The organism is Chitinophaga sp. NPDC101104, assembly GCF_050277495.1.
Classification (GTDB): Bacteria; Bacteroidota; Bacteroidia; order Chitinophagales; family Chitinophagaceae; genus Chitinophaga.
The window spans coordinates 635,465-648,964 of the sequence record NZ_JBNNSF010000001.1 but is presented as its reverse complement, the minus strand read 5'-3'; the positions used below and the strand labels follow the sequence as shown (position 1 = coordinate 648,964).

Genomic DNA, 13,500 nt, shown 5'->3' with positions numbered 1-13,500 from the left:
CTTATTTTGAGAATAATCCTTTTGAGCGGAGAAGATTAACTCCTTTGCGCATCAATTGGATCCAATATTCCAGATTGGGATAATCCTGATATGACTTCACAGGTAACTTCATGATTTCATCAAATTCCTGCCGTGAAATCTGAAGTTTTTTCGTTGTGAATTCGATATCTTCGGCTATAATCTTGGGATCACATGTCGGCTTTTTGAGCTCTTCCAATGCTTCATCACGGGTGACCTGGCCTGATAATATGAGGTTGGACAAGTGAGCTCTGCGCTTGTCGATGTTAAATTTTTCAGGAAGTACATATGATTGGTAAAAGCGGGTATAAACGGATTCATAGTGTTTGCCCCCGTAATACTTCCAGCCGAGTTCGTCTTGCAGAACCCGCATTACTTCGGTCTTTTTATAATCGATGTAGTTGAGGATCGAGATATACTTCGTCCTTTTTATTCCCCATGCATAAAAAAGGTTTCCAATAGTAATATGCGGGAAAGTGCGTAACGGTTTTCTACCAAACTGTTTGTTTACCGATTTTACATACCTCCAGTCAAGGTGACCTTGCGCCCATGATTTTGGCAAAATCGATTCCGTCCTGTAGTTCATCCCGGTAATAATATGTTTAATTCCCCGCTTTTTCGCCTCCTTAAAGAGCAATGCGAAAATTGCATGGTCGGATGGGATTTCGCCATCTGGAGTAGATGCTTTAAGAAATGCCAACTGAAGTGACCTGAACTCCTCCCAGTTAATCACATACGTGTAGAGGTCAATGTTCATTTTCGTCAGCACGTTTTCGATATTTTTTACGGCCAGCTCGGAGTTCCAACCGTTGTCAAGGTGTACGGCTAAGGGCCGCAGGCCCAGCGTTTTGACTAGGTATGCCACATATGTACTGTCAACACCGCCACTAACACCGATCAAGCAGTCATAATCCTTTCCTTTTCCATGGGCCTTGACTTGTGTTACAAGTTGTTCGAGTTTTACTTTGGCGGTTTCGGGGTCAAAAACACGATCAACAAGTGACTGTTCATATTTATGGCAATGGTTGCATTTTCCGTTATCGTCAAAAGTGATATCAGGGTCACTGGTATCCATTACACAGTTAGTACAAATTCTGTAAGCTTTCATTATATGCCGAATATTTTATTTAACGCTTTCTTTTCCGGATAATTAATAAGGATGCCTTTCAGTCTTCCATGGAATACGAACATACTTCCTGCGGAAACAGCTGACGCACCGGCCTGAATGGCCTCCCCAAAATGCTCGAGTGTACCTGCTCCGCCATTAGCAATGACTGGAATGCTGACGGATTGGGAAACGGCTTTTAACATTTCTATGTCGTAACCACTCATCGTTCCTTCCCTATCAATGGACGTGAGATAAATTTCCCCGACACCTAGACTATCGAGTTCGCGGGCGTAATTTATTGGATCAAGACCCGTATTTTTTGTGCCGTTTTGAGTGAAGACTTTTACTTTTCCCCAGAGATTTTTTTTATAATCTATGGAGACTACGACTGCCTGGCTTCCAAATTGTGCTGCGAGTTTGCCGATAAGCGATGGATTCTCTGCTGCAGCGCTATTTAATGCGATCTTATCCACACCGAGACGGAACAATTGCCTGGCCTGATCAACAGTTTTAATACCGCCGCCATAACAAACCGGCATGAAAGACTCACTAACAATCCGCTCAATTAACTGATAATCAGGCTCATTTTTCTGGCTCGTAGCTTCGATATCGATCAAAATCAATTCATCCACTTCTTTCTCATTAAAAATGCGAACAGCATTAGTGGGATCTCCGATATAAACCGGGGAATTAAATTTTTTCGTTTTAACCAGCCCGCCATCTTTTAATAACAGCGTTGGAATGACACGAACAGATTTCACTGATATAGATTAATAAAATTTTCTAATATTTTCATGCCGAATTTATGGCTTTTCTCCGGATGAAATTGAATTCCAACAATATTTTCCTTCTCCAACGCCGATACGAATCGGTATCCATATTCGGAAAAAGCGAGAATTTCGTCGTTATTTTCCGTTTTCATATGGTATGAATGAACGAAATAGAACCTTGGATCTTCATGCATATCCGCAAAAATCTTCGACTTGCGGTTATATAGTTCAACCCCGCTCCATCCCATGTGCGGAACTTTTATGGAAGTTGAAGACGGTTTAAATCGAACGGTCTCAGCGCTAAACCAACCCAACCCAGGAGTTTTACCTTCCTCGCTTCTCTGGGTGAAAAGCTGTGCGCCAAGGCATATACCCAAAATTGGTATCTTATCTTCCAGGACGCGTTGATTCAAAATCGGGATAAGGCCAGTTTCGATCAGATTTCCCATTCCATAATCAAAATGGCCCACGCCTGGGAGAATTAATTTGGTGGCCTTTCGCACCAGATCAGGGTCTGATGTTACTATAGACTCGCCTCCGATCTTTTTTATCATGTTTTGTATCGAGCCGATATTGCCGGCGTTGTAGTCAATGATGGTGATCATGGTATTTCCGGTTTAATGTTTTTGCCACGGAGGGAACGATCGCCTGCCGCAGTGTTGAGAAATTGCGTTAGCCCCCAAACCAGGAGAATAGGCATATATGCAATGATGACATCAAGTGGATTAAGATTGGTGAAGTCCACTTTGGGATATAAGGCAATAAAAGTCAGAGATACGATCACAAGCGCCACGTAATGCCAGAAGTTACGGGATCGTATTACAAAGGAGAACCATAACTTTATCAGCATCCCGACGGCGAACATACCCAGGAATACTCCCAACGGACCGAAATTCATATACATTTCCCCTACCGCAGTTGTGGGCAATGCTCCGCCTTTCGCTACATTGGAATACCACAGGTCGCGAACCATGAAACTTGTGGCGTTTACATCATCAGGCCTGATTGCCGATGGTAAATTGTTCAGGACTCCGGAATAAAGCGATTTGCCAAATATATAACCATGGTCCACGGACCATGCATCAATGATTTTCATAAAAACGGCAACATTCGGGGTATTGCCTTTATCGATGGCATAAAATCCGAGCAAATCCGAGAAATTGCCCATTATTTCAACGACGCTGTCGTCCGTCGTTCCGCCGGCTATCATACCGCTGACTATCCGGAGAAAATAGAATGCAAGACCGATCAGGGGCAACGGGAAAAGATACAAAACGTATTTCCGGGTATTGGTGTTCCCGGTTTTAAGATAGCGAACATAGTAGAATATTGCCACAAAGGACATCAGGTAAGCCAGGGTGGCGTAGATACGGCCAGAGCTAGCCATTAGCAGTACTCCACCCAAAATGACACCATATAACAACAGTCCTGCCTTTCTTCCCAAACGCACATAGTGATACGTAATCAAGTACGAACCCATGTAATAGAATTGATAGCCCAATGCCGTACCTCCTTCCTGAAATTCTTCTTTGCGCAGGGCTACATTGCTCATATAACTGATAATATTTCCGCCAGCGAGCGAGAATACATTGTAGACGAAATTTAAAATACCAAGGCCTAATAAGCCAGCGGCAACGATCAGCAACACATATGAATTGATCGTCCGTTCGGAACTGAATTGAAGGGGCTTTACGGGGGGCTGCGCTATAATTGCGTAGCCGGCCAGCAACGATAGCAATCCCGCCAGGTAATAAAAAGACGCCATTTCAAAAAGGTAAACATAATCATGGTACATGCTGATCCGTTCCATGAAAAGTGCACTTTCGAAGTCAGTAGCGATATAGTAAAAGTTGGTGAGCGGCACGGTAAGATAAACCAGACAAAACATATTGACCGGCGAAAACAAAATAACCTGGCGTTGAAGCCTAAAATGGGCATAGATAACAAGGATCATTGACCAGGAGAAGCATCTGACCAGGTAGAATTTATCGCCATCCATCCAGCAAGACAGACAATAACATGCCATTACGATGAATGGCATCGTAAGTTCTATGATAAGTCTGGTGCTTGTTTTCATTTTCCGGAAGATTATTTTATTTTACTTCTAAGGCTGCGCTATTTACCGTTTTGACCAGTGTTTGTGCCTTTTGAAGTACAGATACTTTGCTGTAAATTTGCCTTAGTTTCTCCCTGTTTTGTCGTATTTCTTCAGCGGTTAGCGCTGTTGCCAGTGCTTCTGCCGTCAGATCAGACTGGAAGGAAAATATATTTATACCGCTTCTGCGGAAGAACGAATAAACCGGACTTTTTTCAGACAGAAATACTTTACTGCCCAGCCAAATCAGCGAAATCAAGTTACCAACGGCCTGTTGACGTTCATGGTTCATGATGGCGACGTTGCATTTCCGTAATAAAGATGCATAGTCCTCGGGTTTCATGAGTTGTAGTATAGGCTGGAAAGTTTGTGGAAACCATTCCTTGCCTTTTTCAAGTACCACTGCCCTGTATTCAAGTCCTTCCCCATAATTCATGGGCAGGATCAAATGACGGTCCAAGATGTTCAACTGTTTGAGTTTCAACAATACGTCAAGATGATTGGAGGTCGCATCTATGGAATTCCCGATCAGGATTGAATTCCCGTCGACTGTATCTTCCGATTTGATATTGCGCAGATTATCTTCGATGGTGGCATATGCGAAAGGAATTTGCTTAGCTTGGAAAAAATCCCAGTTCTCCTTAAGCATGTCGAATTCATCGGGGATGACGGTCGCGCAGAAATCCACTTTTGCCACCGCCTTACGGTAGGAGGTGGAAGCAGTTGCCCCTGTGGAAAAAAAGTAAAATACTTCCCGGAGGAAGCTTTTAACGTTGCGTTTCCACGCGGGATATAATCGTCGTACTATTTTATCTGTTTCTGGCTGATACAGCTTTCCGGAAAGTAGGGCGCCGTGTATGTCCCCACCCCAGGCAAGCCAGATCAGCAACGGATTTTTCTTTAGTTTGTTTATAGCCACCGCCTTAAAATCATGCAAGAAGTGAACGATCAGAACATCGTAATGGGCATGTTGGAGGAAGTCATAGTATCCGACCGATCTGATTTTACGAACATGCACATTCTCGCCACTTTTTGAATGCCGGAGTTTCCCGCTATCGTCGTTTATCCCGATCAGGTATTCATTTTGACCGGGATTAACTTGCTCGAATAGCTCGAAAACAAAGTTCGTAAAAAGTGAATCGTTTATCAGGTGCAGATACTTCATATTCATATATATTACAGCCTTATTGCAGGCTTTTCCTTGATTTTCCTTGCAGGTGCTCCCACAACCACCAAATTATCCGTCACATTCGTGGTAACGACTGCACCGGCCCCCACTGTCACATTGGTGCCGATCTGTATTCCGGGCAACACAATGGCGCCTGCTCCAAGACAGCTATACGCGCCGATTTTACTGCCACCAAGTAACTGGCTTCCGGGCGATAATTCTACATATTCTCCTACCATGACGTCATGATGCAGTGCCGTTGCTCTATTGATCAGGGCGCCCTTTCCAATAAAAACAGAATTACTGATAAAGGCAGAATGCATGATGTTTACACCTTCACCCATTTGCACTGCATGGTTTCCAATTATGGCGTTTTGGCTGATAACTGAGGTCAGCACTCCTCCGATCGATTCCAGCTCCAGGGTAAATTTCCTGCGAAGCAAAGGATTGCCTGTCCCCAGCACAAACTTTTTGTCTTTGGTAAAAAGCTCCATAACTTCTGTCAAAGTTCGCAAAATTGGAAATTGGCCATACAGTATAGTTTCCAGATTGATATTATCGAAGAAAAACAGTTCTTCTGATTGGCCGTTCATTTCCAACACTTGTAATATCTCTTTGGCATGTCCTTTTGCGCCTGTTATCAGCATGGATTTATCAGCCTTTAATATTCTTGATAATAACTTTGGCGATCATATCCTGATCTTCCTTCCGCAAAGTATGATACAGCGGAAGACATAGAATTCGCGGTGCAATCGACTCAGAATGTTGGCATGCGGCCCGATCGACGAATGACAATGTATTCAACGAGGGATAGAAGTAGCGACGAGGGTAAACATACTGAAGGTTCAACATTTCCGTTACTTTTGTCAGTACCTTTTCGCTTTCAAGTACGATGGGGAAATAAGCGCCGTTAAAGGTGCAGCCATCGGTAATTTTCAGCAGCTGCAGGTTTTTCTGTCCGGCCAGCAATTCTTTATAATGTTGCCACTGTTCGGTCCTTTTTATCATTATTTCTTCGATATGATCAAGGCAGCACAGGCCCATCGCGGCGTGAAACTCGGAATTTTTGGCATTTATGCCTATGCTTCCGAAGGTGACGGGGGAGGTATGGCCGAAGTTCCTCAGCAATCCCATTTGTTCCATCAGTTGATTATCAGTGGCAAAAACTGCTCCTCCTTCAGTTGTATGGAACAGCTTGGTTGCATGGAAACTGCACGTGCTGATGTCTCCATACTCAAACACGGAGCGTTTCTTGTATTGCGTCCCAAAACAATGTGCAGCGTCATAAATAACTTTCAGCTGATGTTTGTCGGCTATTGCCTGAATGGCATCGATATCACACGCATTTCCAAAAACATGGGTTGCCAGGATGGCGGAGGTATTTGGAGTTATGGCCGCCTCGATTTTTTGAGGATCGATGTTAAATGTAGCTGGATCAATATCAACGAATACTGCTTTGCAATTTTCCCAAAGAATGGAGGATGTAGTGGCAACGTAAGAGAAAGGGGTGGTGATGACTTCTCCTGTTAAGTTCAGTGCTTTTATGGCAATCTGGATCGCAACGGTCCCGTTGGATGTGAAAAGTAAATTGCTGACTTGCAGGAGTTCCTTTAAGCGAGCTTCCAGATCATTAACGAGTGGCCCGTTGTTGGTTAGCCAATGTCTTTCCCAAATATCATTCAGATATCGGTTGTATTCTTCTTTTGAAGGGAGGTATGGTTTAGTAACAGGTATCATCGTTTTAAGATTAATTGTCTAAAATCATTCAGGGCTGGAACTCTTAAAAGGAAACTAACCGACAGATAAAATATAGCGAAGGCCGCGCTATTAATAATTATTCGCGTTACATCGTGAATGCCGGTATAATAATCGATCAGAAATACATCCAGACGCCAGATGCAGAGGCCCGATAAGAATGCCATCCCATAGAGAGGAAGGATGTCCCTCAGCTGTTCCATGACGGGATAACTGATGAGCCGACCGCTGAAAAAAGAATTTATAAAGAAAGCAAGGATGGAAAAAAACACCTGGAAATAGAGGAGGCCATATATACCATAGCGGATTGATAAGGCCACTCCAATCCCAATAATTATTTTTTTAATGACTTCCAGTTTTAAAAACAAATCACTTCTGCCAAGTACATTAAGTATATTCAGATTGTATAACTGTAGAGGGTAAAGGATGCCTACGGCGCACAAAATCCGGAAATACGGTACTGCAGGGATCCATTTTTCGGTAAGGACAATCCTGAAAAGCGGCTCTGCGATAATGGCAAGAAAAATCATGAGCGGTGTTAACCAAAATACGACCTGTTGCATGATTTTTTTATAGGCGTTTTTCAGTTTCGACAAGTCATTTTGAATTGTGGCAAACATAGGGTAGGTCACCTTGTTCAGCGCCGTCGATATGTTCTGAACAGGGAAGAGTTGCAGTGTGTCTGCCCTATTGTAATATCCGAGTTGAGTGGCACTGAAATACTTACCGATAACCAGGTTGTAAATATTGGTGAAAACCGCATTTAGAATAGCGGCTAACGTTAATTTATAACCGAATCTGAAATGATGTTTAAGTTTTCGTGTATCTATTATGAATTTGGGGCGCCATTTTGATCGGAGCCAATAGAGGCAGACGAGTATAAAAGTTTGAGAAAGGTAGAAACTGACCAGGCTCCAGACTCCGCTTTGCAAATATGCCAGCGTAACTCCTACTATACCTCCGACCATAACTGCGGGAAGCTGCATAAGCATCTGGGCTTTAAAATTCATTTCTTTCGTCAGACGGGTGGCTTGCACTGCCATTAGGGCCTGTAGAATAAATGTGATTGTATAAACCCTGATTACAGCTGTCAGTTCCGGCTGCTCATAGAAAGATGCTATTCCTGGGGCACTGACGAATATTACGGCATATATGACGATGCTGCTGATCAGGTTGATGAAAAAAACAGTTGTATAGTCCGTCTCGTCGGCTTCGTGCGTCCTGATCAGTGAAGAGGTAAGCCCGCTATCCACTAGTGCATTACCAACGGAAATGAATACGGTCAGCATGGCGATGAGGCCGAATTCTGCGGGCAAAAGCAACCGGGCCAGCAGAATTTGTACGGCAAAGTTTATTAATTGCACGCCAAACTGCTGGCCAACGGTCCAAATAATTCCTGAAACAGTTTTTTCACTAAGACTTTTCAACGGCTATCTTTTCAAAATATGCAAACTGTTACGTCCGGCTTATCCTTTAATGTTATTGCTGCTATAAATCCGCTCTATGATATCAACGACTTTAAGTCCTTCCAACGCGTTTGTTGTAATGGCTGTGCGACCTTTCAACACATCCACCACGTTCTCAATCACGTAATGATGGTTTGCAGCCGAACCTTTATAGGCACCGTAATCATTTCCGGGATTCGTTGGCGCCAACTCGGGCATTACGTAATCTTTTATATGACAGTATTCAACCTCATTCATGTATTGCCCGCCGATTTTTACCGAACCGTTTTCTGCAATAATTGTAAGTGAGCTTTCCTGATTCTGGTTCCAAATGGCGGTAGAATAGTTAAGGCATCCCATTCCTCCATTAACAAAATTAAAGTTGATCAGGCCGGAATCTTCAAAGTCGGTAAGCGTCTCGTGGTTGAAGTCTGCGAATCGTGTCTGGATATTCTCTATATCCCCGAACAGCCAGTACATTATGTCAATGAAATGGGAAAACTGGGTAAAAAGCGTGCCACCGTCCAGCTCTTTTTTGCCATGCCAGCTTTCCGGTTTATAGTATCTATCGTCGCGGTTCCAGTAACAGTTAAGTTGAACCATGAAGATTTTCCCGAGTTTTCCGGATTCCACCAGTTCTTTGATCCATTGCGAAGGAGGAGAGTAACGGTTCTGCATTACAGCAAATACATGTTTATGTACGTGCAAAGCCTGATAGATCACCTTCTCCGCATCTTGTTTGTTAAGGGCCATGGGCTTTTCGATAACAACATGCTTCTTTGCATTGAGGGCATCGAGCGCCTGGCGGGCATGAAATCCATTCGGGCTTGCAATATTGACAACATCTACGTCCGGTGATGTCGCCAGGTACTCTTCCAAGGAGGAAAAGAAAGGGACTTCATACTTTTCTAAACCAAGGCTGCTTCGTTCCTTTATGTCGATCAATGCGACAAGTTCAGATTCCGAATTACGGTTAATCATTTCTGCATGCCTTTTCCCGATATGCCCGCATCCTACAACTGCGAACTTTATTTTTTGGTCTTTATCTACCATCTACTTGATTTTTTTAACAACATTATTCTCCAAAATGTATTCTTGCTGGCTTTCATGGCAAATCGCCCTGCCATTTACAAACGTAAGCCTGTTTCCATACTCGCTCATCCAGCCAATTTGCTTTGCGGGGTTTCCTACAACGAGCGCGTAATCGGGGATATGCTTAGTTACTACCGCTCCTGCACCGATAAAGGCATATGCACCAATGTCATGCCCACAAACAATCGTTGCGTTGGCGCCAATTGATGCTCCTTTGCCAACATGTGTTTTAAGATATTCGTCCCGACGTTTGATTGCGCTACGGGGATTGGTAACATTGGTAAATACGCAAGAAGGCCCGAGGAATACATCATCATCGCAAATAACACCGGTGTATACCGACACGTTATTTTGAATTTTAACATTTTTCCCCAGGATTACTTCGGGGGAGATTACGACGTTTTGTCCGATATTGCAGTTCTCTCCGATTTTACACCCAGGCATTATATGGGAAAAGTGCCAGATTTTGGTTCCTTGGCCAATTTCTGAACCATCGTCTATTACGGCGGTAGGGTGAGCAAAATAGTTCGTTTCCATAATTAGTTTTGGGAGTTGAAGTAATTTTTTATCGCTTCCACGATGTATTCCTGTTGAGGCTTATCGAGTTCGGTATGCATGGGGAGCGACAAAACAGACGCGCAAAGTTTATGGGTAACCGCTAAACTACCTGACACTTTGCCTATTGCCTGAAATGCTTCCTGTTCATTCAAAGGAACCGGATAGTAGATCATCGCGGGGATACCTTGTTGTTCAAGGTGCTTCTTCAGTGAATCCCGGTGCCCTTCCGCTATTTGCAACGTGTATTGATGGAAAACGTGTGTGGACTTGGGGTCGCGTATTGGCGTTTTCAGCTGTGGGATTCCCGCCAGAGCTTCGTCGTAATAATTTGCGGCCTGCAACCGGGCATTTGCATATTCATCAAGATGAGACAGTTTGATATTCAGCACGGCAGCTTGAATTGAATCCAAACGAGAATTGACCCCGATATATTTGTGTACGTACTTCTTTACCTGACCGTGGTTGGCAATCATTTGAATCTTTTCGCCAAGCGCATCATCATTCGTATACAGCGCTCCGCCGTCTCCATAACATCCCAGGTTTTTTGATGGGAAGAATGATGTACATCCTATATTACCGATCGCTCCTGCTTTTGTGCGCCTCCCGTCTGAGAAGATATAGTCCGCACCGATAGCCTGTGCCGTATCTTCAATAACAAAAAGATTATTTTTTTTCGCAATAGGAATGATGGCTTCCATATTTGCGCACTGGCCGAAAAGATGCACAGGTACGATGGCTTTGGTTTTGGGCGTAATAGCCGCTTCCAGCGCCGCTATATCGATATTGAACGTATCCGGATCGGCATCAACCATAACCGGTGTGAGTTTAAGTAGGCCTAATACTTCGGCTGTGGCAACATATGTAAATGCAGGAACGATGACTTCGTCTCCCGGTTGCAGATCTAATGCCATCATGGCAATCTGAAGTGCATCCGTACCATTTGCGCAAGGAATGACGTATTTTACATTCAGGTAGTTGGCCAGCCCGGCGCTAAATTTTTTAACTTCCGGCCCGTTAATAAAACTGCCTTCCTGAATGCACGCGGCAATCGCGCTGTCAACGCGGTCCTTGATTTTTTCGTATTGGGACTTAAGGTCCACCATTTCAATTTTTTGCTGGATCATAAACGAGCGTCTACAAGGTTTCTGTCGATGAAGGATTTGGTATCAAAAATTACGGTATTATGCCCGTTGGCGAGTTTTTTAAAGTCAATCTCCTTAAATTCTTCATGTGCTACTGCGAGAATGATTGAATCGTAGTTGTTGCCTATCTCGTCTATCAGCTGGATATTGTACTCGTGTTGGACCTGTTGATGGTCGGCATGAGGGTCATACACCTCTACTTTTACACCAAACTGCTCTAGTTCCTGGTAAATATCAATTACGCGCGAGTTGCGGATGTCCGGGCAATTTTCCTTAAACGTTATGCCAAGGATCAGCGCGCGGGAGCCGTCTACTTTATGCCCCTTTTTGATCATCAGCTTAACAACTTTATTCGCGACGAACATTCCCATGTTATCATTTACACGGCGACCAGATAGAATTACCTGCGGGTGATAACCCAGGGCTTGTGCCTTATGGGCAAGGTAATATGGATCGACCCCTATACAATGGCCTCCAACCAATCCAGGTTTATACTTAAGGAAGTTCCACTTGGTGCCGGCGGCTTCGATAACATCAGTTGTATCGATGCCGATCCGGTCGAAAATCAAGGCAAGCTCGTTAACAAAGCTTATATTAACATCCCGCTGTGCATTTTCGATGGCTTTCGATGCTTCAGCTACCTTTATACTGGAGGCTTTATGTGTACCTGCCTCAATAATGCTTTTATACAGATTGTCTACAACATCTGCAATCTCGGGAGTTGAACCCGAAGTTACTTTTCGGATTTTAGTAAGTGTATTGATTTTATCTCCAGGGTTGATTCTCTCCGGAGAATAACCGCAGAAAAAATCAGTGTTGAACTTTAAGCCTGAGACCTTTTCCAGTACAGGAACACAATCCTCTTCCGTGCAGCCCGGGTATACGGTAGATTCATATATTAATATGTCGCCTTTCTTTAAAACACTGCCTAACATTTTGGACGCTTGCAGAAGAGGGGTAAGATCAGGGGCTTTGAATTGATCAATCGGTGTGGGTACTGTGACAATATATACATTGTATTGTCTTAATTCTTCCGTATTACTGGAAAACCATAAGCCTTTTCCGGTCCCCCGCTTGGACGTTGCTTCCTGCAATCCTGCCTGATCCGCTTCTTTGGTATGGTCTTCACCGCGCGACAGCTCCGAAATTCTATTTTCATTAATATCAAATCCAAGAACGTCGTATTTTTTGCCGAATTCTATAGCAAGGGGTAATCCAACATAACCTAGGCCAATTATGGCGATTCTGTGTTCTGAAGACATAGATGTAGTTTTGAACTTAATTCATTATTTCTTTATAAAATTTTCGGACCAGCAATATCATTACAATTAAAAAGCCTCCTAAAAAACCACCGATTATCAGACCTTTTAACTTCCCGAATTTGGATATTTCCAATGGCAATATTGGGGTATCAATAATTTGAATGATAGGTGTTTCCTGGGCCATTGCCATTTTGCTCAGCTCCAGGTTTTTGATGATTTCACCGTACATTGTAGATAACACCAGTTTATCCCGTGTGATAAGCTCTGACGTTACGCTGGTTACGCTACGAGCCGGATTAAAATTCAGGTCCTGTGATTTCGCGGCAGAGTAGGTCTTTTGGTTCAGCAGTCTTTCAACAGAGTCGGCTTTCAATTGCAATTGATCTACCGTGAATTTTGAACGCTTCGTTCTGGTTTCAACATAAAAAGCAGTCGCTTCTCTAACCAGGTTTTCGGTGAAAGCTTTAGAAAAAACTTCGTCAACAGACTGGGTTTTAACCAAAATGAAACTCAGCTTTTTATCTGGTTTCGTTACAATAAGTTTTTCTTTTACAATATTTGCATAGAATACCTGTAAGATGCTGTCCTGGATCAAGGTAAACTTATCCCTCCCCAGATTAGCAGGAAAGGATACCCCAGCCAGCCGAGGCTTCTTATTCCATTTCTCGCGGAGATCATATGCGTCCATGAAGCAGTCGGCCAGCGTCACGGACTTTCCATTTTTGTTTACCACAGTTAGCAGGGCTTTTTCGACCATGAGTCGTGACTTAAGGAATTCCACAATATTGTCACCCGAAAAAACCCCATTTTCGCTCATCGAGCTTAAGTCAATTCCGAACTGGCTGGCGATCCCTGCATATGCCATCATCGGCGACGCTTTACTGTCTTCAAGTACAAAAGTCAACCCTGCGACATAATCCGGCTTTTTAAGCAACGAATACGTCAGGCCCAATCCTGCTCCAATCACGCCAAATATGCATATAATTATCCATTTTGACCAAAGGTACCTTATCCATGCCCCAAATGTAAGAATCAGGTCTTTCATGGACACCGTATTACCTGATTGAGATTCGTAAGATGGAGAATT

At 43.5% G+C, this 13,500-nt stretch carries 13 protein-coding genes; all 13 read right to left on the bottom strand.

The window, feature by feature from the left end:
- Window position 1 precedes the first annotated feature (1 nt).
- The 13 genes from ACQKLP_RS02810 to ACQKLP_RS02750 are packed head-to-tail and all read right to left on the bottom strand — an operon-like array spanning window position 2 to window position 13,458.
- Window positions 2-1,126 (bottom strand): N-acetyl sugar amidotransferase, encoded by a 1,125-nt coding sequence (locus ACQKLP_RS02810; RefSeq protein ID WP_427319852.1) that lies wholly within the window; start codon window positions 1,124-1,126, stop codon window positions 2-4.
- Window positions 1,126-1,887 carry an AglZ/HisF2 family acetamidino modification protein gene (locus ACQKLP_RS02805; protein WP_427319850.1) on the bottom strand — a complete coding sequence of 254 codons (762 nt, stop codon included), beginning with the start codon at window positions 1,885-1,887 and terminating at the stop codon, window positions 1,126-1,128. Before ACQKLP_RS02805 ends, ACQKLP_RS02810 begins: the two co-directional genes overlap by 1 nt.
- On the bottom strand, window positions 1,884-2,501 hold the full coding sequence (gene hisH / locus ACQKLP_RS02800; RefSeq protein WP_427319848.1) for an imidazole glycerol phosphate synthase subunit HisH: 618 nt from the start codon (window positions 2,499-2,501) through the stop codon (window positions 1,884-1,886). The genes ACQKLP_RS02805 and hisH overlap by 4 nt, the downstream gene beginning before the upstream one ends.
- A complete protein-coding gene (locus ACQKLP_RS02795; protein WP_427319846.1) occupies window positions 2,498-3,973 on the bottom strand; it encodes a hypothetical protein in 1,476 nt (491 codons plus the stop codon). The genes hisH and ACQKLP_RS02795 overlap by 4 nt, the downstream gene beginning before the upstream one ends.
- A gap of 16 nt (window positions 3,974-3,989) precedes the next feature.
- Entirely contained in the window at window positions 3,990-5,156 is a 1,167-nt protein-coding gene (locus ACQKLP_RS02790) for a TDP-N-acetylfucosamine:lipid II N-acetylfucosaminyltransferase (protein WP_427319844.1), read from the bottom strand.
- Window positions 5,157-5,167: 11 nt separating this feature from the next.
- Window positions 5,168-5,806 carry an acetyltransferase gene (locus ACQKLP_RS02785; RefSeq protein ID WP_427319842.1) on the bottom strand — a complete coding sequence of 213 codons (639 nt, stop codon included), beginning with the start codon at window positions 5,804-5,806 and terminating at the stop codon, window positions 5,168-5,170.
- A 7-nt stretch (window positions 5,807-5,813) separates the two neighbouring features.
- On the bottom strand, window positions 5,814-6,896 hold the full coding sequence (locus ACQKLP_RS02780; RefSeq protein ID WP_427319840.1) for a DegT/DnrJ/EryC1/StrS family aminotransferase: 1,083 nt from the start codon (window positions 6,894-6,896) through the stop codon (window positions 5,814-5,816).
- On the bottom strand, window positions 6,893-8,341 hold the full coding sequence (locus tag ACQKLP_RS02775; protein WP_427319838.1) for a lipopolysaccharide biosynthesis protein: 1,449 nt from the start codon (window positions 8,339-8,341) through the stop codon (window positions 6,893-6,895). The genes ACQKLP_RS02780 and ACQKLP_RS02775 overlap by 4 nt, the downstream gene beginning before the upstream one ends.
- 39 nt (window positions 8,342-8,380) lie before the next feature.
- Window positions 8,381-9,412 (bottom strand): Gfo/Idh/MocA family protein, encoded by a 1,032-nt coding sequence (locus tag ACQKLP_RS02770; RefSeq protein WP_427319836.1) that lies wholly within the window; start codon window positions 9,410-9,412, stop codon window positions 8,381-8,383.
- On the bottom strand, window positions 9,413-9,988 hold the full coding sequence (locus tag ACQKLP_RS02765) for an acyltransferase (protein ID WP_427319834.1): 576 nt from the start codon (window positions 9,986-9,988) through the stop codon (window positions 9,413-9,415).
- Window positions 9,989-9,990: 2 nt separating this feature from the next.
- A complete protein-coding gene (locus tag ACQKLP_RS02760; RefSeq protein WP_427319832.1) occupies window positions 9,991-11,133 on the bottom strand; it encodes a DegT/DnrJ/EryC1/StrS family aminotransferase in 1,143 nt (380 codons plus the stop codon).
- Window positions 11,130-12,413 (bottom strand): nucleotide sugar dehydrogenase, encoded by a 1,284-nt coding sequence (locus tag ACQKLP_RS02755; RefSeq protein ID WP_427319830.1) that lies wholly within the window; start codon window positions 12,411-12,413, stop codon window positions 11,130-11,132. The genes ACQKLP_RS02760 and ACQKLP_RS02755 overlap by 4 nt, the downstream gene beginning before the upstream one ends.
- A 16-nt stretch (window positions 12,414-12,429) precedes the next feature.
- A complete protein-coding gene (locus ACQKLP_RS02750; protein WP_427319828.1) occupies window positions 12,430-13,458 on the bottom strand; it encodes a Wzz/FepE/Etk N-terminal domain-containing protein in 1,029 nt (342 codons plus the stop codon).
- Between the last annotated feature and the right edge of the window lie 42 nt (window positions 13,459-13,500).